Source organism: Botrimarina colliarenosi (assembly GCF_007859955.1).
Lineage (GTDB): Bacteria > Planctomycetota > Planctomycetia > Pirellulales > Lacipirellulaceae > Botrimarina > Botrimarina colliarenosi.
Genome location: NZ_SJPR01000001.1, coordinates 1,889,909 through 1,914,647, shown reverse-complemented (window position 1 = coordinate 1,914,647; position 24,739 = coordinate 1,889,909). Strand labels below are relative to the sequence as shown.

At 66.1% G+C, this 24,739-nt stretch carries 20 protein-coding genes; 12 read left to right on the top strand and 8 right to left on the bottom strand.

From position 1 onward, the window contains the following. Nucleotides 1–47 precede the first annotated feature (47 nt). The 4 genes from Pla108_RS07585 to Pla108_RS07570 all read left to right on the top strand — a co-directional run bounded on the left by Pla108_RS07585 (nucleotide 48) and on the right by Pla108_RS07570 (nucleotide 3,645). Nucleotides 48–383: an ASCH domain-containing protein gene (locus tag Pla108_RS07585; protein ID WP_197526336.1), complete on the top strand. Its 336-nt coding sequence runs from the start codon at nucleotides 48–50 to the stop codon at nucleotides 381–383. Between the two features lie 184 nt (nucleotides 384–567). After that, on the top strand, nucleotides 568–1,095 hold the full coding sequence (locus Pla108_RS07580) for a hypothetical protein (RefSeq protein WP_146444253.1): 528 nt from the start codon (nucleotides 568–570) through the stop codon (nucleotides 1,093–1,095). A 175-nt stretch (nucleotides 1,096–1,270) separates the two neighbouring features. Next, nucleotides 1,271–2,371 (top strand): glycosyltransferase, encoded by a 1,101-nt coding sequence (locus Pla108_RS07575; protein ID WP_197526335.1) that lies wholly within the window; start codon nucleotides 1,271–1,273, stop codon nucleotides 2,369–2,371. 266 nt (nucleotides 2,372–2,637) lie between these two features. Next, complete coding sequence (locus tag Pla108_RS07570) at nucleotides 2,638–3,645, top strand: hypothetical protein (RefSeq protein ID WP_146444251.1); 1,008 nt, start codon at nucleotides 2,638–2,640, stop codon at nucleotides 3,643–3,645. Between the two features lie 334 nt (nucleotides 3,646–3,979). On the opposite strand, the gene Pla108_RS07565 is transcribed toward Pla108_RS07570, so the two are convergent. Continuing rightward, nucleotides 3,980–8,014, bottom strand: coding sequence for a beta strand repeat-containing protein (locus tag Pla108_RS07565; RefSeq protein WP_197526334.1), 4,035 nt, complete (start codon nucleotides 8,012–8,014; stop codon nucleotides 3,980–3,982). Between the two features lie 378 nt (nucleotides 8,015–8,392). Then, the gene (locus tag Pla108_RS07560; RefSeq protein WP_261342512.1) at nucleotides 8,393–9,619 is read right to left on the bottom strand and encodes a BaiN/RdsA family NAD(P)/FAD-dependent oxidoreductase; all 1,227 of its coding nucleotides are present in this window, start codon (nucleotides 9,617–9,619) and stop codon (nucleotides 8,393–8,395) included. A gap of 128 nt (nucleotides 9,620–9,747) precedes the next feature. On the opposite strand from Pla108_RS07560, the gene Pla108_RS07555 reads away from it, so the two are divergent. Both Pla108_RS07555 and Pla108_RS07550 read left to right on the top strand, forming a co-directional pair. Then, nucleotides 9,748–10,650 carry a hypothetical protein gene (locus Pla108_RS07555; RefSeq protein WP_146444248.1) on the top strand — a complete coding sequence of 301 codons (903 nt, stop codon included), beginning with the start codon at nucleotides 9,748–9,750 and terminating at the stop codon, nucleotides 10,648–10,650. Nucleotides 10,651–10,701: 51 nt separating this feature from the next. Beyond that, nucleotides 10,702–11,802, top strand: coding sequence for a hypothetical protein (locus Pla108_RS07550; RefSeq protein ID WP_197526332.1), 1,101 nt, complete (start codon nucleotides 10,702–10,704; stop codon nucleotides 11,800–11,802). On the opposite strand, the gene Pla108_RS07545 is transcribed toward Pla108_RS07550, so the two are convergent. The 3 genes from Pla108_RS07545 to Pla108_RS07540 form a co-directional block, all read right to left on the bottom strand. Continuing rightward, nucleotides 11,779–12,222 carry an SRPBCC family protein gene (locus Pla108_RS07545; RefSeq protein WP_146444246.1) on the bottom strand — a complete coding sequence of 148 codons (444 nt, stop codon included), beginning with the start codon at nucleotides 12,220–12,222 and terminating at the stop codon, nucleotides 11,779–11,781. The two genes, Pla108_RS07550 and Pla108_RS07545, sit on opposite strands and share 24 nt — an antisense overlap. Before the next feature lie 12 nt (nucleotides 12,223–12,234). Further along, nucleotides 12,235–12,402, bottom strand: coding sequence for a hypothetical protein (locus Pla108_RS20915; RefSeq protein ID WP_197526331.1), 168 nt, complete (start codon nucleotides 12,400–12,402; stop codon nucleotides 12,235–12,237). 138 nt (nucleotides 12,403–12,540) lie between these two features. Then, on the bottom strand, nucleotides 12,541–12,840 hold the full coding sequence (locus Pla108_RS07540) for a hypothetical protein (RefSeq protein WP_146444245.1): 300 nt from the start codon (nucleotides 12,838–12,840) through the stop codon (nucleotides 12,541–12,543). 325 nt (nucleotides 12,841–13,165) lie between these two features. On the opposite strand from Pla108_RS07540, the gene Pla108_RS07535 reads away from it, so the two are divergent. Both Pla108_RS07535 and Pla108_RS07530 read left to right on the top strand, forming a co-directional pair. Next, entirely contained in the window at nucleotides 13,166–14,671 is a 1,506-nt protein-coding gene (locus Pla108_RS07535; RefSeq protein ID WP_146444244.1) for an aldehyde dehydrogenase family protein, read from the top strand. A gap of 78 nt (nucleotides 14,672–14,749) precedes the next feature. Next, nucleotides 14,750–15,166 (top strand): hypothetical protein, encoded by a 417-nt coding sequence (locus Pla108_RS07530; RefSeq protein ID WP_146444243.1) that lies wholly within the window; start codon nucleotides 14,750–14,752, stop codon nucleotides 15,164–15,166. A gap of 74 nt (nucleotides 15,167–15,240) precedes the next feature. Here the strand turns inward: Pla108_RS07530 and Pla108_RS07525 are convergent, their stop codons facing one another. Beyond that, nucleotides 15,241–15,627, bottom strand: coding sequence for a hypothetical protein (locus tag Pla108_RS07525; protein ID WP_146444242.1), 387 nt, complete (start codon nucleotides 15,625–15,627; stop codon nucleotides 15,241–15,243). A 363-nt stretch (nucleotides 15,628–15,990) separates the two neighbouring features. On the opposite strand from Pla108_RS07525, the gene Pla108_RS07520 reads away from it, so the two are divergent. Then, nucleotides 15,991–17,094, top strand: coding sequence for a lactonase family protein (locus Pla108_RS07520; protein WP_231934327.1), 1,104 nt, complete (start codon nucleotides 15,991–15,993; stop codon nucleotides 17,092–17,094). A gap of 137 nt (nucleotides 17,095–17,231) precedes the next feature. Further along, nucleotides 17,232–17,717, top strand: coding sequence for a transposase (locus Pla108_RS21515; RefSeq protein WP_315851603.1), 486 nt, complete (start codon nucleotides 17,232–17,234; stop codon nucleotides 17,715–17,717). Between the two features lie 113 nt (nucleotides 17,718–17,830). On the opposite strand, the gene Pla108_RS07510 is transcribed toward Pla108_RS21515, so the two are convergent. After that, nucleotides 17,831–20,008: a prolyl oligopeptidase family serine peptidase gene (locus tag Pla108_RS07510; protein ID WP_146444240.1), complete on the bottom strand. Its 2,178-nt coding sequence runs from the start codon at nucleotides 20,006–20,008 to the stop codon at nucleotides 17,831–17,833. Between the two features lie 145 nt (nucleotides 20,009–20,153). Between Pla108_RS07510 and Pla108_RS07505 the strand changes: the two genes are divergently transcribed. Further along, on the top strand, nucleotides 20,154–21,776 hold the full coding sequence (locus Pla108_RS07505; protein WP_146444239.1) for a phytoene desaturase family protein: 1,623 nt from the start codon (nucleotides 20,154–20,156) through the stop codon (nucleotides 21,774–21,776). Nucleotides 21,777–21,942: 166 nt separating this feature from the next. On the opposite strand, the gene Pla108_RS07500 is transcribed toward Pla108_RS07505, so the two are convergent. Further along, complete coding sequence (locus tag Pla108_RS07500; RefSeq protein ID WP_146444238.1) at nucleotides 21,943–22,437, bottom strand: hypothetical protein; 495 nt, start codon at nucleotides 22,435–22,437, stop codon at nucleotides 21,943–21,945. 304 nt (nucleotides 22,438–22,741) lie between these two features. Between Pla108_RS07500 and Pla108_RS07495 the strand changes: the two genes are divergently transcribed. Then, entirely contained in the window at nucleotides 22,742–24,739 is a 1,998-nt protein-coding gene (locus tag Pla108_RS07495) for an ABC transporter ATP-binding protein (protein ID WP_197526330.1), read from the top strand.

The window sequence follows — 24,739 nt, the reverse complement described above, 5'->3', positions numbered from 1 at the left end:
GCCGGGGCAGGCTGCCACCTCACCCCGATCGATCCGCGACGCCCGCCATGCTGCTGTTCAAACGCAAGTTCCTCCCCGCGATCCGCGCCGGCGAGAAGACCCAGACGATCCGGCTCTGGAAGCATCGGATGATGCGCACCGGGCAGCGGAGCTATATCCCCGGCGCCGGGGGCGTGCGGATCACGGTGGTCGAAGCCGTTGAGGTCGACTCGCTCACCGACAAGGACGCCCTGCCCGACGGCTTCGCGACGGCCGACGCGTTGCGCGCCGAACTCCAGAACATCTATGGCGAGCGCCTCGCCGCGGGCTACCAGGCGTTCCGCGTGGGCTTCGAGCTGATCGCCGAGGAGGCGTCGCCGTCAAAAGAGTCGGTGGGCCGGTGAGCCGACGCGCCCTCTTGGCGGGACGTGACGGCGAGGCTCGGCAACAAGGGGCGCACACGGCGCCGAGAACTTTCTGAAAGTTTCTCTCAGACCCGTGTGCGCGCCGCGGTAGTCGGGCGTTTGTTAGGTAGAGCCGAGACGACCCGGCCAACCACCCAACGCCAAAAATTAAGGGGAAACGATCATGGGACGCCGCACTTCAATCGCTGGTCTGACATTGGCAGTTCTGGCCGCCGCGGCCGTGGCCGACGCCCAGGTCAACATCTCGTTCGGCGGCCGCAACGGCGGCTCGATTTCGATCGGTGGCGGCAGCGGTTTCCGTCCCGGCTACCGCCCGAACCCCTACCGCCCCACGGTTTACCCCCGTCCCAGCCGCCCCGTCATCGTCACCGACCACGAAATCACGCGGTACAACCCTTGGACCGGTCAGATCGACACCAAGAACACGCAGATCAACGACACCGCCTTCGATTACGGCCGTGATGCGAGCCAATACAACGGGACCCGCCGCTACGTCCGTCGGCCCGTCACCGACCGCTTCGGCAATATCACGGGCTACGAGGAGGGTTGGGTCTGGAACAACAGCCTCACCGGCCAAGAGCACGCCGACCTGAAGGTCCGGCAGATTAACAACACCGGCGGTACCAGCGAGACCCACGTCCTCCGGAGCGTCGCCCCCTCGGCCCGTGGCAATGGCACGACCCAGCCGTGAGCCGGCCTGCGAAACCGATAGCGATCCAACGCTTCGAGCCCCGGGGGAGATCCCCTGGGGCTTTTTGCGTTGGCCCCGGGTGTTGAGAGAAATAAGCCGTGTTGCGGCAGTTGGCGGGGGGCCACTACAAAGCGCACCCGAAACGCCCCCTGTCCCTCGCCCCCGTCCTCTTCTCATGCGTCTCGTCCTCGTCAGCACGCAACGCACCTGGGGCGGCGGCGAGAACGTGCTGGCGCAGCTAGCGCTCGGCTGCCAACGGGCCGGCCACACGGTCGGCGTCGCGGCGCCAGCCGGCAGCGCGGTGGCCAAATGGTCCGCCAAGGACCCGAGCATTGAGCGGCTCGACCTGCCCGGCCGCGGCCGTGGCCCCCAATCGATGTGGCGGCTGCGTCGCTGGATCGCGACGACCGGCGCCGACGTGGTGCTGCTGAACGACCCCCACGCCATCACCTACGGCGGCGCGGCGCTGGCGGGCCTCGGCGTGCCACGTGTCGGCGTGAAGCACACCTGTTTCCCGGTCCGCTCGGCTTGGAAGCACAACCGCTTGGTGGAACAGGTCGTCTGCGTCGCCAAGGCGGCCCGGCGGGAGTGCCTGCTAGCGGGGGTCGAAGAATCGCAACTCCACGTGATCCACGCCGGCCTCGACCGCATGGTACCGACGCCCCAAGAAACCGCCGACGCCGAACAACTCTTCGCTGCCAAGTCGCCCGCGTCGAAGCACGTCCTGGCGATTGGCAGCCTGCTGCCGGTGAAAGGCTTTGACACGCTCGTCGAAGCGGCCGCCCGCTCGACCGGCTGGCGCCTCTGGATCGCCGGCGAAGGGCCCGAGCGCCCGGCCCTCGAATCACAGATCGACCGGCTCGGCCTGCAAGACCGTGTCACGCTGCTCGGTTTCCGCCGTGACATCGGGGCGCTGCTGACGGCGGCCGATGTGTTCGCGTCGGCGTCGCACCGCGAAGGGCTCTCGCTGGTGCTTGTCGAAGCGATGATGGCGGGCGCGCCGGTGGTCGCCACGCCCGTCGGCGGCAACGGCGAGGCGCTGCAGATCGACATCCCCGGCGAATCGCTCGTCGCCCGCGCCGTCGCGCCGAACGATCCCGACGCCATGGCGGCCGCAATCGCCGCGGCCCTCGAACCAACCACTGCCAACGCCGAGCGCGTCGCGAACGCCAAGGCGTGGGCCGACCGGCACTTCACGATCGAGCGGATGACGCGCGACTACCTGGCGCTGTTCACAAGGTTGGTCGGTGAGCCAACCCGCGCCCGAGCCGCTTAAAAAACTCCCTCCCCCTGAGGGCGAGAGCCGGTGTGGGGGGCGGCGGGTACACGCGGGTGGCCCCGACAACAGCTCGCGCGAGTTCGTCGCAGAGCCTCTACTGCTCGCGGCTCCTGTCCGCGCCCGCGAGAAGCGCGGTACCGCAATTCTGGCGGTTTCCGCGGGGCGCCCGACTTGGCTGCCGGCTATCATCATCATCGCCCCAATCTAGGCGCCTGCTATTCCTGCCTAGTCACCTTGCCTCTCAACTCGATCGGAATTGGCTCATGAAGGTCATCTCGGATGCCTCTCGCATCCTCGCCGCATTGGTGCTTGCCAGTGCCCTGGCGTCGCCCGTTAACGCTATTGTCGTCTTCGAATTCAACTACCTCGATGCGCCCGGGGTCGGCTTCAACGACTTCACCCAAGGCGCCGACCGTCGGGCAGGCCTGAGTCAGGCCGCCAGTTACATCTCTGGTGTCTTGGGCCCCGCGTACACGGCGACGATTACTCTCGACGTGGTTGGCAACCAAACTAACGACACCACTTTGGCGTCGGCGTCCTCCAACTTCAATCTTCCGTTTCCGGGCAACGGCTTCGGCTCGGCAGGCGACGTCATGCTTAAGATTCTTGGTGGCGATGCCGCCGACCCGGCCCCAGGTGTCGCCGATGGAGTGGTCGATTGGAATTTTGAGGACTTCAGTTGGGAGCCCCTCAGCGACTTTCAGCCGGGCGAGCTCGACTTGATCTCCACCGCGACCCACGAGTTCACCCATGCCCTCGGGTTTGCCAGCGACATTTTGCAGAACGGCAACAGTGGATTTGGTGACACGCCGGGCAACGCATCGGCGTGGAGCCCTTTCGATGAGTTTGTCGCCTTTACCGACGGGAGCTCGATCATCGACGCTGGCGGCGTCCTCGACGGGGCCAAGTGGAGCGCCGCGTCCATCGGCGGTGCAGGCCCGGCCGGTTTGCAATTCAATGGGCCAAATGCCGTAGCGGCGGCGGGTGGTCCGGTCTATCTCTACTCTCCCACCACGTGGTTAGGCGGTAGCTCCGGTTCGCACCTCGACACAGACTTCTATCAGACAGGTCTCGGTCAAATCGAAAACATGATGAATCACGAGGCCTCTGTCTTCGAAGGCCTCGACATTCGCCAGTACACGATGATCGAGTTGGGCATCCTTAAGGACATCGGCTATACGCAGCTGGTCATGATGGTCCCTGAGCCCACCTCAGTGCTGATCGTCCTTGCCGGCATTTCGACCTGCTTGGGCGTTCGTCAGCGTTCGTAACCTCGGCGAGCGATACGCGACAATGCATTCCATCAACGAAGAGGGCCACCCCATCGGGTGGCCCTCTTTGCGTTAGGAGCTTACCGGCCCCTCTGCCACTCAACCCACTTCACAACGAGTCGCCCGCCAGGGCGCCGGTGCCCGAAAACGGACCCCAACGCCGAACGCTACCCGTGCGCCCCGCACCCGATAGAAGCCGCTTCCTCTTGACAAACTCTTTCAGGAATGAGGCAGCCTCAGCGAGTTCGCGGCATCCCTTCTCAACCGGGTGGTTGGCTCCACTCGCTCTAGGTCGATTGACCGAACATCACTGGGAGAGCGGCTTCATCGCGACTCACAGCAAACGCCGCCTACCCACCACCAAGGCCAAAGCTGCGAGGAGCATCAGCCCGGCCGCCGGCTCGGGCACGGCGTTGGCCGGGGAATCGGCGGACGTGGCGCCGTAGTTCGCGGCCCACAGCTCGTAGCCGGCTTGGCTGCTGTCGGGTGAACCACCGTCTCGCCACACCGTGTAGTCGGCCGCATCGACGACGCCGTCGCCGTTGTAATCGCCATCCAAGTCAGCGACGACCAACAGGGCGACGCGGTTCGCATCGTACAGCAAGTCGAATGAGAGCCCGCCGCCGAGGGTGGGCAGCAGCTCGGTGTCGAACGTGCCGGACACGCCCAGGTCGGCCAGGATGAGATCGATCTCGTCACCAAGAGAGAGGCCTGCGGCGTCTGCGAGGGAGACTTCGAGCGTTCCGGCGAGGCTGGCGGAGCCCGTGAGGTCCAACGCGTCAGCGCCACCCCCTTCGCCGATCTCGAGCGAGACGGCGCCAGCGGCGTTGTTGATCAGGCTGCCGCCCAGCACGGTGTTGACCAGCGTGAGGTCAGCATTGTTGGTGATCGTGCCGGTGGTGACGGCGTCGATGAGCACCAGGTCGCCGTTGTTGGTCAGGGCCGAGCCGCCGCTGTCGGCGTCGAAGTCGGCGGCGCCGCTGGCCACGACGAGCGTGCCGCCCGGGTCGATGACTCCGCCGCCCATCGAGAACGTGCCCCCTGCGACGTTGAGCAGGCCGCCGTTCTGCACGATGACCGAGCTGGTGACGTTCAGCGTTTCGTCGCCATCGATCACGGCCACCGCGCCGAGCAGGCCGTTGGCCGCCACCACCAGGCCCGCGTTGGTGAGGTTGAGCGTGCCGGCGTCGAAGTCGATGAAGTTCTGGAAGTTGGCTTGCGACATCGAGCCGATGCTCAGCTCGCCGCCGTCGATGCGGATCTCCGCGCCGGGAACCAGCAGGCCGTCGATGGCCAGGTGCTTGCCCGCATCGAGCTCATACGGCCCGCCGTCGAAGAGGATGTCGAGGTCGAAGTTCGAGAGTGTCTTTACGGCGCCGGTGGTGTAGCGTATCAGGCCGGTGCCCCAGTTGACCGTCGGCACGGGCGTGTAGTTGCTGCCGCCGAAGTCGAGGAAGATCAGGTCGTTGGCGATGAGTTCGCCGCCAGTGAGCGAGATCGTGCCGCGGTCTTTGAGATAAAAGTTGCCGCCGACGTTGATCCGGCCGTTCTCTAGCAGGTTGAGCGTCGCCGAACCGGACGACTGGCTGCCGCCAGGGTTCGCAACGTCAGTGTTGCCGGCCATGTAGAAGGTGTCGGCCACGTTCCAGGTGGCCAACGCGCCGGGGCCGCCGATATCGGCGCGGCCGACGTTTGTCGAGGCGCGGCCGATGAAGCCGAACCGCCCGGTCTCCACGACGCCGCCGTCGCGGATGCGCATCTCGCCATCGACGCGGAGCGTGGAAGACCCCGCCGCTACGGACAGGTCGCCGCCGGTCTCGTAGCGCGAGCCGACGCCTTCGACGGTTAGGAAGTTGTCGCCGTCGCCGGCCGCGCCGACTTCGGAGAAGTCGGCAACCTGCACGACGCCGCCGTTGCGGACGTTCACAACGCCGCTGGCGCTGGTCTGCTCGCCGATGTTGAGGTGGCGCACGTCCACGAGCGAGCCGGGGCCATCGACGAGCAGTTCGCCGTGCCCGTTGGCCTCGTCGCCGAGGACCATAAAGCCCTGCGTGGCCGGGTTGGCGGCGTCGGTGCGGAAGGCGCGGACGACGCCGCCGTCGAGCACGCGGAGCTCGTTGCGGTCGGCGACGGCGCCGGCCTGGAAACCGACGCTGATGCGCTCGCCGCCGAAGTAGTTGACGGTCGAGCCGGCCCCGGTGACCGTGAGCGACGAGTCGTTGCCGGAGGCTGCTCGGCCGATGATCAGGCGTTGGTTGTCCACGGCGGCGCCGGGGTTGGTCGCGACGTTCACCACCGCGCCGCCGCTGACGACCATGGTGGTGTCGTCCTGGTCGCCGACGGTGAGCCGCCGCGTGAGGTTGAGCTGCGAGCCGGCGCCGTCGACGGTGATGGCGCTGCCGGCCGACCCGGGCTCGTCGCCGAGGACCAGGCTGTTGGCGTTGACCACGCCGCCGTCTTCAATGTTGAGGAAGCCGTTTCCCTGGAAGCCGACCAGAATGAAGTCGCCGTTGGCGTCGAAGCGCGAGCCGGGGCCGGTGACGTTGAGCGTGCCGTTGGCGCCGGCGCGGTAGCCCATCCACACCCGGCCGGAGGAGATGCCCACGCCGCCCGCGGTGATGTGGGCGATGCCAGTGCCGCCGTTTTCGTTCTCCGAACCGCCGATGAACCAAGTGCTGTTGGTCGTTTCGACGCGGGAGCCAATGCCTTCGATGTTGAGCGTGCCGATGCCTTCATCGTCGTCGCCAAGCGTGACGCCGCCGCCGGCGTCGTTGGTGGCGAAGCTGCCGATGAGCGTCGCGGTCGCACCATTGCGGAACGTGGCGGCGCCGGTCGAGCCGACGCCGGTGCCGTTGCCGACGAAGAGGTTGGCAGCGGTGAGCGTGGTGCCGGCCCCGTCGAAGAGCGCGGTGCTAACCGAGCCGTCTCGTACGCCCACGTTGAACGACGTGCCCGCGGTGGTGGTGCTGCCGTTGAGCGATTCCCAGACGCCCCGGCCCGCGTCGCCGACCACGATCGCGCCCGAGGTTGTCACTTGGGCATTGGGCCCGTCCACCACTAAGCGGTTGTCCGCGTCGTTGCCGTCCACGTCGCCGACGATGATCGAGGTCGCGATGACCCGCCCGCCGTCCAGGAACGTGCCGCTCAGGTCGCGTCCGACGCGCAGCTCGCCCAGGCCGACGTTGCCGACGTACAGGAGGTCGGCCTGGAGCGTCGAGGGGTTGGCGCCGCTGCCGTAGACCGCGACGGTCGCTTGGCTGCCGGCGTCGGTAGCGATGAACATGTCGCCGCGGACCTCGTCCGCGTCGGTGTCGCTTGCGTCGCTGCGGGTTTCGACACGACCGCCGTTTCGGATCGCCAGGGTCGCGGCGCCGCCTTGTTCGCCCAGGTCGATGTGCCGGGCGCTGAGCAGCGAGCCGTCGCCGTCGATGACCGCGGCGCCGATCGAGCCGACGTTCCGCCCGAGGCTGAAGTCCGAGCTGTTGCCGTCGGTGAGCACGACTTGCCCGCCGCCCGTGATGTTGAGCCGGCCGTCGCCGCCGAGGTAGCCGACGTAGAAGTCTTCGGTTTCGGCGAACGAGCCGACACCGTCGATGTTGAGCGTGCCGACCGAGCGGACGACCGGGTTGACGCCGTCGTCGAAGACGCCGCGTCCGACGTGGATGTCATTGGCATCGGTACTGGTGGTGAGCAGCTGCGCACCGTTGTTGACGTTGAGAACGCCCGTGCCGCCGTTGTCGCCGATGACATGGTTGCCGGCGTTCTGGATGCGCGTCGCGGTGAGCGTTGCGCCGGCGCCATCGACGGTCACCTCGCCGACGCCGCCGTTCTGGGCGCCGACGATCAGGACTTCGGCGGAGACTTCCGAACCCGTGTCGATACGCACGACACCGAATCCCGTGTCGCCGACGCGCAGCAGACCCGGCTCGCCGAAGGTCGTGCCGATGCCGTCGCCGATGTTCCAGACGGCGTCCTGGACGAAATCGACCCGGGCGCCGTCCAGCAGCGAGGTGGCCAGGGGGTCGTCGATCAGCGCGACGTTGTCGGTGGTCAGGTCGCCCGAGGTCAGTCCGCTGAACACCCAGCGGAAGTCCGCGACGGTGAAGTCGTTACTCAGCGAGCCGGCGTTGAGGAGGATCGGCGCCGCGGCGTTGTCGATCTGGAACAGCAGGTTGTCGTCGAGCGTTGGCGTCTGGGCGGGCGTCCAGTTGCCGGGGGTGTTGAAGACCAGCAGGCCGGTGGTGGCGGGGTTGGTCCACTCCAGGTCAGCTGCCGAGGCAGGGCTGGTGGTCGTTTCAAGCCATGCGCCCGGTAGCGCCGCTAGGCCGACGAGAGATAGAATGCGAGCGTAGGATCGTCTTCGGATCATTGGAGTACGCCTCATCGATAGTAGAACTGGCTTTCGACCCGGCCACCGAGCCGCCGCAGCGGTCCAATATTTTTCCTACTGGTCGCGTGAGAAGCAACCGCATTCAAACAGCTTGGAGCCAGTATCTGATGGAAGTGCGAGTGCGGTGTGCCACCGTCTAGGTCGCTTCGCCGCCAAAGAACTGGGGAGCCGGGTGGGTCTTGGAGGGGCGTGTAGCTGCGAGCAGTTGGACCACCAGCGGATTCCCCTCTGCCGCAACTCGCCTCGGTGCGGCTCTCTTCCGTCGTTTCGGATGCTCGACAGCAGGGCGGCTATATCGCTCGAAGTCGCTCGAAGCGCAGCGCGTACTTACCAACCACGCAATGCCCTTACTCCGTTTCACAACGAGTCGCCCGCCAGGGCGCCGGTGCTGAACGCCGCCTGAAAGTTGTAGCCGCCGATCGGGCCGTCGAGGTCGAGCACCTCGCCGATGAAGTAGGCGCCCGGCGCGAGGCGGCTCTCCATCGTCCGCGGGTCGACTTCACTCAGGTCGACGCCGCCGGCGGTGACTTCGGCTTTCTTGAAACCGAGCGAACCGACCAGCGGGATCGCCGAGCGCTTCAGGCCGTCGACGACGCCGCGGCGTTCGCTCTTGGTGAGCTCGGCGAGCATCCGGTCGGGCGGCGCGCCGCTGCGGGCGACGAGCGCCTCGGCCAGCCGTCGTGGCGCCCACTCGGCGACGGTGTTCACAAGCCCGCGGTTGCGGCCGTTCTGGAGTTCGTTCAGCAGCTGTTCGTCATCGACGCCCGGCAAGAAGTCGCAGACCGCTTGCCAGCCGCTGGTGGGGCGCTCGGTGACAAAGCGGCTGGCGTCCATCACCGCGGGGCCCGAGAGGCCGAAGTGGGTGAACAAGAACGACCCACGGCGGTCGGCGACCGGCTTGGCGGCCGCTTCGTTGACACGGACCCGCACGTCGGGGAGCGTCACGCCCTGCAGCTCGGCGCTCCAGCGCTCGGTCGAGGTGAGCGGCACCAGCGCCGGCCGCGGCGGCGCGATGCGGTGGCCCAGCGCCTTGGCCCAGGCGTAGCCGTCGCCCGTGGTGCCGCAGCCGGGGTACGACTGCCCGCCGACGGCGATGACGATCTTTGGCGTCACAATGGTTCGCTTGGTGGTCCGAACGGTATAGCCATCGGCGGTCCGCTCGACCGACTCGACACCCTCGTTGAGACAGAGCGTTGCGCCGGCGCGGTCGAGCATCGCGAGCATCGCCCGCTGCACGTCGAGCGCACGGTCGCTGGCGGGGAAGACCTTGCCGGTCGGTTCGATCTTGGTGCGCAGCCCCTCGGCCTCGAACAGGGCAATGACCCCATCGGGCGACAGTCGAGAGAGGGCGGGCCGCAGGAAGCGGGCCTTGGTTTTCCCTTCCTTGCCGCCGGCGAGTCGGGCGTAGGCGTCGGCGATGTCGCTGGCCGAGGCGTCGTGCGTGAGGTTGCAACGGGTGCCACCCGACATGAGAATTTTGACCCCCGCCTTGGGGCCTTTTTCGAGCAGCAGCACCCGCTTGCCGCGCTCGGCGGCCTTGGTGGCGCAGAGCATCCCGGCGGCGCCAGCGCCGAGAATAACCACGTCAGTAGGGGCGAGCGACGACAACGAAGACGAAAGAAGGGAGGGTTCGGCGGAAGAAACTGGCCCACGCGGGCCGTCGCGGTTAGTGTAGCGTCACGGGACGAATTCTTCCTTGTCCGGGGCCGACGATGCCAATCACCCTTTTGCGAATCGCCCCCGTCGCAGGCCTCCTGTTCACCGTAGCGACCGTCTCGGCGGAGGTCCTTTTCACGGGGACCGTCGCCCCCGGCGACCCGGCCGCTGTCGATTCCTCAACGACGGTGACGATTGGCGCCGCTGACGACTTTCTGCCGGACGCCGATCCGCGCGGCGGCGTCGAGGTGAACGGAGGATCGCAGTTCGTCGCCGGCCGGGTGCTGGTTGGCGATAGCGCGGCCGCCCTGGCGAAGATGGTCGTGACCGGCGATCAAACCAAAGCGACCATTGGACCGGGCGGTTCGGTCAACTCGCCATCGCTCTTTGTGGGAGCCAATGGGTCGGGTTATCTCCGCGTCGATGATGGGGCTTGGCTTCAGGTCGGCAGCGGTCCGTACGGTGTCCTATCGATTGGAGGCGGAGATGATTCTGCCGGCATCCGATCGGCCGAAGTTGTCGGAGATTCGTCGTTGGTGACTATCGGCAGGCAACTGTTTGTTGGTGATGGTCCTTCGTCGCTAAGCGTGCGCGATGGGGCCGTTGTCCGCGTCGGCTCGTTATCCAACGTTTTGGAAGACACGGTGCTGATTCATGGGGAGGTCGAGCTTGCCGGCGCTCGGACGGAGTTGCAGACGAATGGACTGACGATTGGCTATCGCGATCCGTCGATTCCTTACGCCAACTTCGGGACGCTTCGCATCGACGAGGGGGCCATCGTCCGCTCGATGGAGGGACGTGGCAACAGCCGCGCCTATGTCGGTTACAGCGGCAGTCTCGAACTCGATGGGGGCGTCTTCGCGATATCGCAACTCAGTCTAGAAGGGCGACTGTCCGGATCGGGGGAGGTTGTAGGCTCCGTTAATGTCAATTTCGCCGGGAAGATCGAAGTTGGTTAGGGCGAGGCTCTGCAGATCGATGGGCCCGTCGATCTCGCCGGCAAGGTGCGGGTGGTCGGCGGAGCACTCGATGTCGGAGGCCTCCTCCTTAGAAACCAAGGCAATTCGTTCGGCTCGGTCGACATCGAGCGGGGCGATTTCACCTTACGCAAGAACCAAGGCGACAACGGCACCGGCGAGGGCGTGATCCGCTTAAAGGACAGCACGTTCACCATCATTAGCGGCGTCGGCAATGGTTACCTTCCGTTGGCTGGAGAGCTGTTTGCGGAGGGATCGACCATCCGTTTAGAAGCAGGGCCAACTTTCATCAGCCGGGGGCACTTTAAACTGATCGATACCGAACTGTTGATTTCCAGCAGTCTCGGCATCGAAGGTAGCACGTCGGAACCTTCCTCGTTGCTGCTCGAAGGATCGATGATCCGCCGCGAGTCCGGCGCTGCCGGCAATGTGGATCTCTCCGTGGATGGCCTTCTTGAAATACGAGGGCAGAACAATACGGTCGATGTCAGAATTACTACCTCACCCCGTGGCTTGCTGCGCGTTGCTGATGGCGCCTCGGTCGAGTTCACGTCGGCAGACATCCGCTCGGAAGTCTCGCTCGGGGCGAACAGCTCGGTCTACTTTGGTGAACCGGCTTCGATTGGTGACGGCCTGTCGCTAGCTCTCGGCGACAACAATCTCACCGCGTCATCCGTCGTCGGCGCCGAGCAGTTGACCGTTAGCGGCGTCCTTGCAGTCGACGCCTCGGCAGCGAGCGAAGTCGCCGCCGGGCAGGTGTATCACCTGTTCGAAGCCGATTCCTTGAACGTCGGATTATTCGAGTACGATCTCCCCGACCTCCCCGGCACGCTCGAGTTCTTGCCCCAGATGACCGAGACCGAGTTGTCGCTGCTCGTCATCGACACAGCGGTCACGCTGCCGGGCGATTGCAACAGCGACGGCCTTGTCGACGCGGCCGATTACACGCTCATCCGTGATAACGTGTCGAGCGACGCCCAGCAGCTAGACCTGATGGTCTGGCGCACCAACTACGGCCGGATGCTTGCGTTAGGCTCGCAGCCGATCCCGGAGCCGATCCCGGAGCCGACGACGGCGGCCATCGGGCTAGTCGCTCTCGCTCTTGCTACGTCAGGCTTCCGCCGCGCGGCGTAGGTCGGCGAGGTCGGCGGCAAAGAGTTTCTTCATGCCGCCCGCCATCAGCACGCCCAGCGGCGCCATGAGCTTGGCGGAAAGCGTGAGCGCTTGCGTCTGGTTCTGAAAAGTGACGAGCGTCCCAGCGCCCTCGGGCTCACAGGTGATCGTCGATTCGAAGCGGCAGCCGCACGTCTCGCACTCGGCCGTGTACGACCGCGGCGGGTCGAAGCGGGTGATCTCGAGTTCTTCGGTTGACTCCTTGCCGAAGATCTGCCGGGTCTCGCGCCACCTAGTTCCGACGCCAATGGGGCCGTCGGTTAGCAGCTCGAGCCGCTTGACGCCCCGGACCCGTTCGGGCGCGCCGGCGAAGTCGGTCGCCAGTGCGAACACCCGCTCGGGTGGGGCGTCAATCGACTCGGTTACTGTCAGGCAAGCCATCTCGCCTTCCGGTCACTCGTTTTCCGCGTCGACGTCGACCGAAACATCGCCGGTCGCGGTGTCCTTCACAACCTCGACGTCGCCGAGCGGGGACTTCACGTCAACGACTGTTTCTTTCTTCTGGCAGCCGACCAGCGTGAAGCAAGCGGCAGCGAGGAGGAGCGTGCGCGAGAGGGACATAACTCGGTCACTTGGTGGTGGGGAGGGTGAAGCGATTCGCCCAAGCTACCACAGCGGAGCCGTCAAGCAGAGCCACCGCGACGCAACGCTCCTGAGCCGAGGGGCGATACGCTGCGCCAAGGACCAGTACCCGTAGGATCAGTACCCGTAGTACACGGCCGGCGGGTAAATGATCACCGGCTGTTGGTAGACCGGGTAACCGCCCCCGTAGTAGCCGCCGTATCCGCCCCGGTAGTACGAGCGGTAGCGGCCGCCGCCGTAGACGGGCAGGCTGAACGTCGGCACGACGTTGGGGAACTGCGCCTGGTACTGGCCGCTGTAGTAGCGGGCGCTCGTGCCGCGACGGGTGCCGTAGTAGGCGGTGTTTTGGGCGGCCGCCTCGAGGGCGACGCCGAAGACCATCAGGAGGGCCAAGGCAAGGACGGCGCGGCGGAACATGATCACTGATCCAGGCGAGGGCGTGACACAAAATCACCTCTGTGGGTTCTACCGTTCTACGCGGCCGACAAGCAACAAGTTTTCATCGACCCAGAGCATTGCCAGCGAGCCGGGAGACCCCACCAGCGAGCCGGGAGGCCTGAGTCCCCAGAGGAACCTTGGTACCCGCTTCTCTCCGGCGACTGGCTTTCCTCCGGCGACTGGCGTCTCCCGGCTCGCTTGGCGCCGCTTGACGGGGGGCGACTCGTTTGGCGTGCAAAACCGCCCCGCGATCTCTACAATTACCTGTCTCGTCGCATCGTCCCTACTCCGGAGGTCTCTCTCGATGGCTACCGCCACCCCCGTCAATCCACAAAGTGGTCCGGTCGCGCGTCCGCAAGTCAAGCAGACGCAATGCTTTATCGACAACCAGTGGGTTGATGCCGCGAGCGGCAAGACGTTCGAGACGATCCACCCCGCCACGGAGGAGGTGATCGCCAACGTCGCCGAGGGGGACGCCGAGGACATCGACCGCGCCGTCAAGGCGGCCCGCCGGGCGTTCGATGGTGTTTCTGGAAAGGGGGGCCCGTGGCGGACGATGGACGCCCGCGACCGCGGGCAGCTCATGCACCGCTTGGCGGACCTGATCGAGGAAGAGCTCGATTACCTCGCGGCGCTCGAGACGCTCGACAACGGCAAGCCGATCAGCGACTCCCGGGCGGCCGACATCCCGCTGGTGGTCGACTGCCTGCGTTACTACGCCGGCTGGTGCGACAAGATCCAGGGCGACACGATCCCGATCCGCGGCGACTACTTTTGCTACACGCGGCGCGAGCCGGTCGGCGTCGTGGGGCAGATCATCCCGTGGAACTTCCCGGCCCTGATGGCCGCGTGGAAGTGGGGCCCTGCGCTGGCGGCGGGCTGCACGATCGTGATGAAGCCGGCCGAGCAGACGCCGCTCACCTGCCTGCGCATGGCGCAGCTGGCGAAGGAAGCGGGCTTCCCCGCTGGCGTCATCAACGTGGTGCCGGGCTTTGGACCCACGGCCGGCGCGGCGCTGGTCGCCCACCCGGGCGTCGATAAGATCGCCTTCACGGGCGAGGGAACCACGGCCAAGATCATCCAGCGCAGCGCGGTCGAGACCTTTAAGCGGGTCACGTTCGAACTCGGTGGCAAGAGCCCCAACGTCGTCTTCGCCGACGCCGACCTCGACGCGGCCGTGAAGGGGGCCCACTTCGCCCTATACTTCAACCAGGGGCAGTGCTGCGTCGCCGGCAGCCGGCTCTATGTCGAGGACGCGATCCACGACGAGTTTGTCGACCGGCTCGCCGCGATGAACAACGACTACCGGCTCGGTGACCCGTTCGACCCCGCGACCCAGCAAGGCCCGCAGGTCGATCAGGCCCAGTTCGACAAGGTGCTGTCGTACGTCGAGATCGGCAAGCAGGATGGCGCCGAGTGTGTCACCGGCGGCAAGCGCTTTGGCGACTCGGGATACTTCGTCGAGCCGACGCTCTTCACCGGCGTGAAGGACGACATGCGGATCGCCCGCGAAGAGATCTTCGGGCCGGTTATGAGCGTGCTCAAATTCAGCGACGCCGAAGAGGTCGCCAAGCGCGCCAATGACACGCCGTTCGGTCTCGCCGCGGCGGTCTGGACGAAGGACGTCAGCAAGGCGCATCGCTTGGCCGCCGAGTTGCGGGCCGGCACCGTGTGGGTCAACTGCTACGACGTGTTCGACACGGCGGCGCCATTCGGCGGCTTCAAGCAATCGGGCGTCGGCCGCGAGAAAGGCGCCGCGGGCCTCGACGCGTACCTCGAAACGAAGACCGTGACCGTCGCGCTAAGTTAGTTGACCGTTTGGCGGCATTCGGGGTACGAAACGGAGGCGAAGCGAACACCCCCTCTCCAGTATCCGAGCGAGGTCGCCGTGGGTTTTTCGACGATTTACCTGAAACCGTTTCGTTTCGATCGAGTGATCGACACCGAGCACGCGGAGGTGTTGTTTGAGTTTAGCGATACCGAGCACGAAGATGAGAACGGGGAGCCGGGCGGCGACGGCAAGCCGCCCACGTACTACTGCCAGTGGATCCCTACCGAAGATCGCGCCGGCCTTGAGTGGGACAAGAACGAGAAGTTTTACCATGGCAAGGAGTGGCTCGAGTACCTGATCGAGCGATTCATCGAGCCTTGGGGCTACAAGCTCAACGGCGAGGTCCCGTGGTACATCGACGACTTTGAACAGGCTGGGATGCTAACGGTGAAGGACAACATCGTCTCCGAAGAGCCTCGCGACATCGAAGCCATCAAGAGTGAGTACGGCCAGATCGACCTCTACGGTTCTTAGATTGCTCTGAACATACAGAGCCGCCGGGGATGGCGCTCCCCGGCGGCTCAATCGGATCGCAAAGCCTACGTCGCTCAGTGACGGTCCCAATGCCCGTCGCGGTGCAGGTCGTAGTGGCCCGGCGTGTAGTCGTAGTGGTTGCCGTGGCGCCGGAGGCTTGGGCCGTGCCAGTCGTAGTGCGTCGTGTCGTGCCACACGGCGCCACCGTGGTGACCGCCGTGGCCGCCGCCATAGAACGAGCGATGCACGCCGCCGTAGCCGCCGCCATGCCCACCGAAGCCGCCATAGCCGTAGGCGGCGGGATAGCCAACGGCGTAACCGCGGCCGTGCCCGTGGGGGTTGCCGACATCGACGTGAACGCCGCCGGCTCGGATGTGGAAGCCTCGTGCCTCGGCCTTGTCAGCGCCGGCCACGAAGCACAGCGCGACCGCGGCGGCCGCTGCCATAAGGTGCTTCGTCATTCGGGTCTCTCCTAGAAGGGGGGCGTCGTCGGCGGGATGGCGACGACTACGACCTTTTGGGTTGCACCTATCGGGCCAACCTCGATTGACGTTCGTAAGTCCTTTTCCAATAAATGCTTACGTCAAATTGTTGAGCGGGGGAGTCCAGCTAGAGAGAAGTCGATTAAGCATCGCAGATGTCGATAGGATGACACTTCTCTTGGCAGATCCCCGCAAGTTGACGCGACACGCGGCCAATCCAAGTCGTACAAAAGATGGCCGCTGGAAAAGAACCTTGGGGGAGCGGACGCCGTCTCAGCGGCTGGTTTTCCACTTCCTCTGAATATCAACCCGCCCTCCTCAAGAATGCACCTGACTAGCACCGTGACGCTCCTCCTAGCGGCCACCACCGCCTCTGCCGCCACCCACGACCTGTGGATCGGCACCGACACCGGTCCCGAGCGGATGAGCCAAGGGATCTATCACCTCACGTTCGACGACGAGAAGGGGACGCTCTCGCCCGCCAAGCTAGCGGCCGAAGCTTCGCAGCCCGGCTTCCTAGCCAAGCACCCGACGTTGCCGGTTCTCTACGCGACGGTCGACGCCGATGGCGGCGCGGTTGCCGCCTGGCGGATCGTTGAAGGCAACGACGGCAAACGGCTTCAGCCGATGGGATCGGTTCCCACCGGCGACGGCGGGCCTTGCTACGTGTCGGTCGACTACACCGGGCGCGTGCTGCTCAGCGCCCAGTACGGCGGCGGCTCCGTGGCGTCGTACTTGCTAAAGGAAGACGGGTCGATCGCCGAGCGCGTGTCGCTGCTCGAGCACGACGATCCGTCGGGTGTCGTGCCCGATCGTCAAGCCGCTTGCCACGCCCACTGGGCGGGCGTGTCTCCCAACAACCGCTACGTTCTATCGCCTGACCTCGGCGCCGACCGGGTTTATGTCCACGCGCTCGACGCGGCCAACGGCGTCCTCACGCCCCACGGCTCGGTGAAGACCCCGCCTGGTGGCGGCGCGCGGCACTTCGCCTTCCACCCATCGGGGACCGAGGGGTATGTCGTCAACGAGCTCGCGATGTCGGTCTCGGCGCTCGGCTGGGACGGCGACAAGGGCGAGCTGACGCTGCTCGGCACGTTCGAGACCCTTCGCACCGACCAGATCGAGGGCGAGGTCTTCAACAGCGGGTCGGAAGTGCGCGTCCATCCCTCGGGCAAGTTCGCCTACGTCGGCAACCGTGGCCACGACTCGATCTCGGCCTACCGGGTAAGCGATGACCGAGCGAGCCTCACGCTGGTGGACCAAGAGCCGGTCCGCGGCTCGCACCCGCGCAACTTCGCGATCGACCCGTCGGGCAAATGGCTGATCGCCGCCGGCCGCGACTCGAACACTCTGGCGGTGTTCGCGATCGACCAAGAGACCGGCGAACTGCAATGGACGCTGCACTCGGTTTACGCCCCGGCGCCAATCTGCGTGCTGTTCCCGTAGGGTCCGCTGACGACGCTAACAATTAGCCGCAGGGCGCTAGCCCCGGTTTATTCCTGGGTTCCAACCCACCTCGCTCGCCGGAACCGCGGCTAGCGCCGTGCGGCTGATCGCTTCCTGAACCCCGGTGGGCGTCGGCAATGAAATTGCATGACGAACCGATCGCGTTCTTCATCACCTGGTCGGTATACGGGACTTTTTTGCAGGGAGATTCTCGTTGGTGGCGCCAACGAACACTGGGCGACCGCCCGCCGCAACCGCGGCTAGAGAATTGGCATCGTGACCGGTTACGACACGACGTCGTTCTACTAAACTCCGCGCAGCGGGAGACCGTGGAGATCGCCATCGCTAGGCACGCCGATCACCGCGGGTGGCGCCTGTGGGCAGCAAATGCACGGAGTAATCACGTGCATGTTGTCGTCACAGCCCCTGGTTTCAATGGAAAGCGGGTACGCGATCAGTTGAAGGCAAACTGCACTCGCGAACTGCGGCAACGGTTCGATGCGTTCGTCGATCGACCGGTCTGGACGGTTGGCGGCGATTGGCAGTGCGTCAACGATGAAGACGACCTGCACCAAGTCGTCACGTACGCCGGCGAATCGCAAGAACGGAAAGGTTGCGAGTAAATGCAAACCGTCCGCCCCAGATCAGCCGCAGGCGCTAGCCCCGGTTCTATTTGGGGGGGACGGAAACCCAGGAATGAACCGGGGCTAGCGCCCTGCGGCTGATTTTTGTTGCTCTACGGCCCAACATGCTCCCACAAGAACGCCCACAGGTCGGCCGCTTGCTCGATGAGCTTCTTGGTCGGTGTACCGGCGCCGTGGCCGGCTCGGCTTTCGATGCGGATCAGGAGCGGGTTGTCGCCCGCTTCGCTCGTTTGCTGGGCGTGCTGTAGCGCTGCGGCGAACTTGAAGCTGTGCATCGGGACGACGCGGTCATCGGTGTCGGCCGTGGTGACCAGCGTTGGCGGGTAGGCGACGCCGGGCTTCACGTTATGGAAGGGGGAGTAGCCGAGCAGGTACTCGATCATCGCCGGGTCGTCGGACGAGCCGTACTCGTCACGCCAGAACTGGCCCGCTGTGAACGTGTGGAAACGGAGCATGTCCATCACGCCGACCGCCGGCAGGCAGGCGCCGAACAGGTCGGGCCGCTGCGTCATCACCGCGCCGACGAGCAGGCCGCCGTTGCTGCCGCCCTGGATCGCCAGATGCTCGGGGCTGGTGATCTTCTCGGCGACGAGCCACTCGGCCGCCGCGATGAAGTCGTCGAAGACGTTCTGCTTGTTCCGCAGCTTGCCCGCCTCGTGCCACGGCTCGCCGTACTCGCCGCCGCCGCGGAGGTTGGCGACCGCCAGGACGCCGCCATGCTCGACCCACGCCATCCGGCTGGCCGAGTAACCGGGGGTGATAGAGATCGTGAACCCGCCGTAGGCGTAGAGCAGGGTGGGGTTGTTGCCGTTGAGTTCGAGGTCCTTGCGGTGCGTCAAGAAGATCGGCACTCGTGTGCCGTCCTTCGACTCGTAGAACTCACGCCGGACGGTGAACTTGGAGAAGTCGACGCCCACGTCGGGCTGGAACAACAGCGTCGACTCGCCCGAAGCGATGTCGTAGCGGTAGGTCGTCGGCGGGGCGTCGTAGCTGGTGTAGGTGTAGAAAGTCTCGGTCGCGTCTTGCCAGCCGCCGAAGCCGTAGACGCTGCCGACGCCGGGCAGCTCGACTTCGCCGAGCGGCGCGCCGCGCGGCGAGTAGCGACGCACGACCGCGGCGACGTCCTCGAGGTACTGGACGAAAACGACGCCCCCGACGAGCGACGCCGACTCGAGCGTCGCGGCGCTCTCGGGCACGACCTCGACGAGCGTGTCACGGAACTCGACTTCGCCGGCGCGGGCCAAGTCGAACGTCACGACCCGGCGTTGCGGGGCGTCTTGGTCGGTGAGCAGGTAGAGCCGGTCCCCTTCGCTGGCGATCGGGTTGAATTCGTTCTCGAAGTCTTCGACGAGCGGGATCCAGTCGGCGCCCCCGTCATTGGCTCCCCCGTCGGCCTTACGGACGTAAAGGCGGTTCTGGTTGTCGGTCCCCTTACTGACAGCGACGACGAGCCAGGCGCCGTCCTCGCTGAGCCAGAGCCCGGCCGACCAGTCGGGGTGCTCAGGGTCCTCGTAGACGACGACATCCTTCTCCTGGGGGTCGCCCAGCTGGTGATAGCAGAGCTTCCGGTTGAGGGCCGACGCTTGGTAGGCGGCGCCCTCCTCCGGCTCGGGGTAGCGACTGTAATAAAAGCCCTTGCCATCGGGGGTCCACTGCACGCCGCCAAACTTCACCCAGCGGAGCTCGTCGTCGAGGTCGTTGCCGGTCTCGACATCGAGGACGCGGATGACACGCCAGTCGCTGCCCGCTTCGCTGCGCTGGTAGGCGAGCAGCTTGCCGTCGTAGCTTGTCGAGGTGCCGGCGAGGGCGATGGTGCCGTCTTCGCTCCATTGATTCGGGTCGATGAGGACGCGACCCTCCGACTGGGGGGAGTCGCCGAGGTAGAGCACGCTCTGGTTCTGCAGGCCGTCGTTCTTCGAGTAAGCGTAGCGCTCGGGGCTCGCCCCCGGCTTGCCGAACCGGCTGGGGGCCGAACGGCGCTCGTAGTTCCAGAGCTTGGTGAGCTCGTCGACAAACGACTGCCGTTCCGGAAGGTCGGCGAGGTAGGCCTCGGTGACGGCCTGTTGCTGGGCGACCCAGGCGGCGACGCGGTCCGACTCCCGGACATCGGCCTCGAGCCAGCGGTAGGGGTCGGTGACCTCGATCTCTTTGCCGCCGGGCCCCTGATAGGTGTCGACGACCTCTTCGCGGTCGGTGACGGGGTACTCAACAGCGCGGGCGGCGGCGGACATAGCGGTCAGCAGGGCGAGGGCGAGATGGCGGCGGAGCATGGGCGGCGCGGGGCAGGGCAGGGCGACTGTTGTAAGCCGCCCAATTGAACCACGGCGACCGATTCGGAACGAGGGCCGTCGAGTTTGCCGATCAGTCAAAGGCTGTGGCCTGCTCGATTCACCGTGGCTCCGTGGTCCCCCGCTGATGAGTTCCTACGACGCGATTGTCATTGGTGGCGGCCACAACGGGCTCGTCTGCGCTTGCTACTTGGCCCGGGCCGGGAAGCGGGTCGTCGTGCTGGAACGCCGCCACGTCCTTGGGGGCGCCGCCACGACCGAAGAGCTGTGGCCCGGCTACAAGGTGTCGACCGCCGCGTACGTCATCAGCCTCTTCCTGCCCGACATCATCCGCGACCTGCGGTTGAAGGAGAACGGCTTTGCGGTGCTGCCGCGGACGCCGTCGAGCTTCACGCCGCTGCCGGATGGCCGCAGCCTGTTGATGGGGCCCGACGCCGACCTTTGCCGGCGGGAGATCGGCAAGTTCAGCACGAAGGACGCTGAGGCGTACCCGAACTACGAGAAGTTGCTCGAGCGTGTCGCCGCGGTGCTGGAGCCGACGCTCAGCCAGTCGGCGCCCGACCCGCTGCCGCTGCCCGCCAGCTGGCGGAAGATCGGCCTCGGCAAGCGCGTCCGCGACGGCGCCAAGCTGTGGAAGATCCACCGCACGCTCAAGGCGCTCGGCAAGGATCAGCCGGCGGCGGTCGAACTGCTGACCGGCGCGGCGCGGCCGATCCTCGACCGCTGGTTCGAGTCCGAGGCGCTCAAGGCGACGCTCGCGACCGACGCGATCATCGGCGCCTTCACGTCGATCAGCTCGCCCGGCAGCGCTTACGTCCTGCTCCACCACGTGATGGGCGAGGCGGGCGGCGCGCGGGGCGTGTGGGGTTATGTCCGCGGCGGGATGGGCGGGCTCGCGACCGCCCTGGCAAAGGTCGGCGAGCAGCTCGGCGTCGAGATCCGTCGCGAGGCGCCGGTCGCCGCGATCAACGAAGCCAACGGCAAGGTGACCGGCGTGACGCTCGTCGATGGGTCGACGGTGTCGGCGCCGATCGTCGCGTCGGGCGTCGACGCCAACCTCACGTTCCAGAAGTTCCTCCAGCCGTCGAGTCTGCCAGAGGAATTTCGCACGGCGGTGGCGAACATCGACTACGCGTCGGCGTCGATGAAGGTGAACCTCGCGCTGAGCGAACCGCCCAACTTCACGGCCCGGCCAACGGCGCCTGGCGAAGTCGCCCCGCACCACCACGGGACGATGCACATCTCGCCGACGCTCGATTACCTGGAGCAGGCGTACCACGACGCCCGCCTCGGCCGGCCGTCGGCGGAACCCATCGTCGAGGCGACGATGGCGACCTGCGTCGATGACACGATCGCCCCGCCGGGGAAGCACCTACTGAGCTGCTTCGTCCAGTACGCGCCGTACGAGTTGCGCGACGCCAACTGGGACGACATCAAGGAGAGCTTCGCCGATCGCGTCGTCGCGAAAATCGGCGAGTACGCGCCAAACGTCCCCGGCGCGATTGAGCACCGCCAGGTCCTCTCGCCCCTCGACATCGAGCGCACGTACGGCCTGACCGGCGGCAACATCATGCAGGGGGCGATGAACGCCAACCAGCTGTTCTGCTTCCGCCCCGTCGCGGGCTGGGCCGACCACCGCACGCCGCTCAAGGGGCTCTACCTGTGCGGCGCCGCGAGCCACCCGGGCGGCGGCGTGATGGGCGCCTGCGGCAAGAACGCCGCGACCGAGATCTTGCGCGACCGGGTTTAGTTCCCTCGCCAGCAACTCAAATAAAAAACGCCAGCCGCGCTCGACGCTTCCGTGCGTCTCACGTGGCTGGCGTTGGTGTCCAACTCGAGGCGTGAGGTTGTCGGCTTCAGGGAGCGGCGTCCGTGCCGAAACCCTCAAGCCCCTCGGCCTCAAGTCGCGCCTACGATCAGCGAGGGCCGATCGACGGCGGGTTGCACATCAAGAAGTCGCGCGGGCCCCGTGTCGTGTAATACGGGTAAGCGACTTGGCCACCGGGAGGGCCCGGGTTGAAGTTGTAGTTTTGGTCACCGCAGCTGTTGCAGCCATTGCAGTCCAACAGGGCGTGCAGACCGTGCTGCAGGCAGCCGTCGGGACCACAGCCATTGGGCCCGCAACCACACTGGCCGCCGGGTCCGCAATCACCGGCGCCGAACATCCCGCAGCCGCCGCCGCAGCCGTCGCCGACACACTCGGCGCAACCCTTCTGGGTCCAGCCAAGCTTGTCGAAGAACCCGTGGCTCGAGGGGCAACGGCCCTGGAGCAGGGTGGCGCGAGGCGCCCGCTGGGACGTGGCGATATGGCACGGAACGTCGCCGCAGCCTGGACCACACGAATTGATCGCCGTGCAACCGACGCTCGAAACGACGAGCGCGACCGCCAACGCGGCAAAGCGCATCTTCATTGGATTCCCCCCCGGAAAGGCCCCCGCTAGTCGCCGCGCCGCTTGATCTCGGAAGGGTCGACCGATCGACCTCCGCGCGCCGCGGGGCGCCTGTGGGGAAGGTATCGGCGGCGCGACCGCAACAATCCACTCTTTCGGCGCCATCGGCGTGACCGGGCGTTGGCGGGCGGCGTTCGTGCTAGCAAGCCGCGTTCGGCCGATGCCGTTGGTCGAGCCGCGAGGGTCTGGTACAAAGCGAGGCCCTCAAGCGGAGGCAAAGGATCGCCCCGCTAGCAACGGCGTCATGCCCCGTCACGGACGACCCATGAAACAATTTGGCCGCGCGCTGCATCTGGCGGCCCGGTACCCGGGCACAGTGACCGCCGTTTGGATCACCTCGGTGCTGGTCGCCGTGCTTTGGGCGACGAATCTCGCCGCCGTCTGGCCCGTTGTCGACGCGGTCATGCACGGAGAATCCATCCCGACTTGGCTGGCTCGCGAGGTCGAGACCGGTCAGCAATCGCTCGACGACCTACGCTCGCAGAGGCTCGTCGCGGCCCGCCGGATGTCGATCTCCGGCCCCGAGACGTCGCTCCGCCTCGCGCAAGAGATGACCGACCTGCGGCAACGTGAACGCCTCATGAAGGCGAAGAACGACCGCATCGCCGACTTCATTCCGGTGGCGACGCGCTGGCTCCCCGACACGCCATTCGGGACCCTCGGCGTCGTCTGCGCGTTCGTCTTCTTCGGGACGCTGATCAAGAACGCCTTCCGCATCGTCAACCAACTGGCCGTGTCGCGGCTAGGAAACTTGGTCGCTTTTGACATCCGGAAGGACTACTTCCGCCATCTGCTGCGGCTCGATCTGAACGAGTTCACCGACCGTGGCCGTGGCGACCTCATGGCGCGCTGCACCACCGACATCTATAGCGTCGGCAACGGCGTACAGACCGTCTTCGGCCAAGCGGTGCGTGAGCCGCTGAAGATGCTCGCTTGCACCATCGGCGCCGCGTGGTTCAGCTGGCGGCTCTTGCTGCTGGTGCTGATTGTCGCGCCCGGGGCGGTGATCCTGATCAACTGGCTCGGCAAGGCCCTGAAGCGGGCCAACCGCCGGGCGATGGAGGAACTGTCGGGGGTCTACGAGTCCCTGACCGAAACGCTCGGCGCCGTGCGGCTGATCCGCTCGTTCGGGCGTGAATCGGCCGAACGCTCGCGGTTTCACAAAGGCCTCAAGCAGCTTTATGCGCGGCAGATGCGGATCGCGTTCTACGACTCGCTCTCAAGCCCGCTGACGGAGAACGTCGGCGTCGCGATGGTCATTGTCGGCGCCGTCTCGGGCGGCTACTTGGTGCTCAATCAGCAGACGCACCTGCTGGGCGTCCCGATCAGCGATACGCCGCTGACGCACGGGCAGATGACCGCGTTCTTCGCCATGCTCGCCGGCATGGGCGACCCGGCGCGCCGACTGTCGGGCGTCTTCAACGTCATCCAGAGCGCCGTCGCTTCGAGCGAGCGCGTTTATGAGGTGCTCGATCGGCAGCCCTCGATTACCGACCCCGAGACCCCGCGGGCGATCCCCACGACTTGGCGGACCATGCGGTTCGAGAACGTTTCGTTCCAGTACACCAGCGATCGGTTGAGCCTCGAAGGGATCAATCTGACAATCCACCGTGGTGAGACGATCGCGTTCGTCGGGCCCAACGGCTGCGGCAAGAGCACGCTGCTATCGCTCCCGTCACGGCTTTACGACCCCTGCGAGGGCGCCGTCTTCTTCGACGACCTCGACCTCCGCGACGCCCGCCTGCGAGACATTCGCAAACGGATCGGCATCGTGTCGCAGCAGGCGCTGCTGCTCTCGGACACCGTCGCTGAGAACATCGCGTTCGGACGTCCGGGCGCGTCGCGCGAAGAGATTGTCGAGGCGGCACGTCGGGCGCACGCCCATACGTTTATCACCGAGCGGCTAACCGACGGCTACGAGACTCCCGTCGGGCCTGGCGGTGGACGTCTATCGGGAGGGCAGCGTCAGCGCATCGCTCTGGCGCGGGCGATCCTCCGTGATCCCGAGATCCTGATTCTCGACGAGGCGACTAGCCAGATCGATATGGAGAGCGAGCAACTCATCCAGCGCACGCTGGCCGAGTTCGCCCGCGACCGGACGACGTTGCTCATCACGCACCGCCCCAGCACGCTGACGCTGGCCGACCGCATCGTGGTGATGGAACACGGCCGGATTCTCGACGTCGGCACGGCCGATGAGCTCGAGGGCCGCTGCGACATGTTCCGCCGGCTCTGCTGCTCGCCGCTGCTAGAGAGCGCGTGA

What these genes read in the sequence shown, in the direction of transcription:
- Pla108_RS07585 (WP_197526336.1), top strand. Translation starts at nt 48, where the DNA reads ATGCTGCTGTTCAAACGCAAGTTCCTCCCCGCGATCCGCGCCGGCGAG.
- Pla108_RS07580 (WP_146444253.1), top strand. Translation starts at nt 568, where the DNA reads ATGGGACGCCGCACTTCAATCGCTGGTCTGACATTGGCAGTTCTGGCC.
- Pla108_RS07575 (WP_197526335.1), top strand. Translation starts at nt 1,271, where the DNA reads ATGCGTCTCGTCCTCGTCAGCACGCAACGCACCTGGGGCGGCGGCGAG.
- Pla108_RS07570 (WP_146444251.1), top strand. Translation starts at nt 2,638, where the DNA reads ATGAAGGTCATCTCGGATGCCTCTCGCATCCTCGCCGCATTGGTGCTT.
- Pla108_RS07565 (WP_197526334.1), bottom strand. Translation starts at nt 8,014, where the DNA reads ATGATCCGAAGACGATCCTACGCTCGCATTCTATCTCTCGTCGGCCTA.
- Pla108_RS07555 (WP_146444248.1), top strand. Translation starts at nt 9,748, where the DNA reads ATGCCAATCACCCTTTTGCGAATCGCCCCCGTCGCAGGCCTCCTGTTC.
- Pla108_RS07545 (WP_146444246.1), bottom strand. Translation starts at nt 12,222, where the DNA reads ATGGCTTGCCTGACAGTAACCGAGTCGATTGACGCCCCACCCGAGCGG.
- Pla108_RS20915 (WP_197526331.1), bottom strand. Translation starts at nt 12,402, where the DNA reads ATGTCCCTCTCGCGCACGCTCCTCCTCGCTGCCGCTTGCTTCACGCTG.
- Pla108_RS07540 (WP_146444245.1), bottom strand. Translation starts at nt 12,840, where the DNA reads ATGTTCCGCCGCGCCGTCCTTGCCTTGGCCCTCCTGATGGTCTTCGGC.
- Pla108_RS07535 (WP_146444244.1), top strand. Translation starts at nt 13,166, where the DNA reads ATGGCTACCGCCACCCCCGTCAATCCACAAAGTGGTCCGGTCGCGCGT.
- Pla108_RS07525 (WP_146444242.1), bottom strand. Translation starts at nt 15,627, where the DNA reads ATGACGAAGCACCTTATGGCAGCGGCCGCCGCGGTCGCGCTGTGCTTC.
- Pla108_RS21515 (WP_315851603.1), top strand. Translation starts at nt 17,232, where the DNA reads ATGAAATTGCATGACGAACCGATCGCGTTCTTCATCACCTGGTCGGTA.
- Pla108_RS07510 (WP_146444240.1), bottom strand. Translation starts at nt 20,008, where the DNA reads ATGCTCCGCCGCCATCTCGCCCTCGCCCTGCTGACCGCTATGTCCGCC.
- Pla108_RS07505 (WP_146444239.1), top strand. Translation starts at nt 20,154, where the DNA reads ATGAGTTCCTACGACGCGATTGTCATTGGTGGCGGCCACAACGGGCTC.
- Pla108_RS07500 (WP_146444238.1), bottom strand. Translation starts at nt 22,437, where the DNA reads ATGAAGATGCGCTTTGCCGCGTTGGCGGTCGCGCTCGTCGTTTCGAGC.
- Pla108_RS07495 (WP_197526330.1), top strand. Translation starts at nt 22,742, where the DNA reads ATGAAACAATTTGGCCGCGCGCTGCATCTGGCGGCCCGGTACCCGGGC.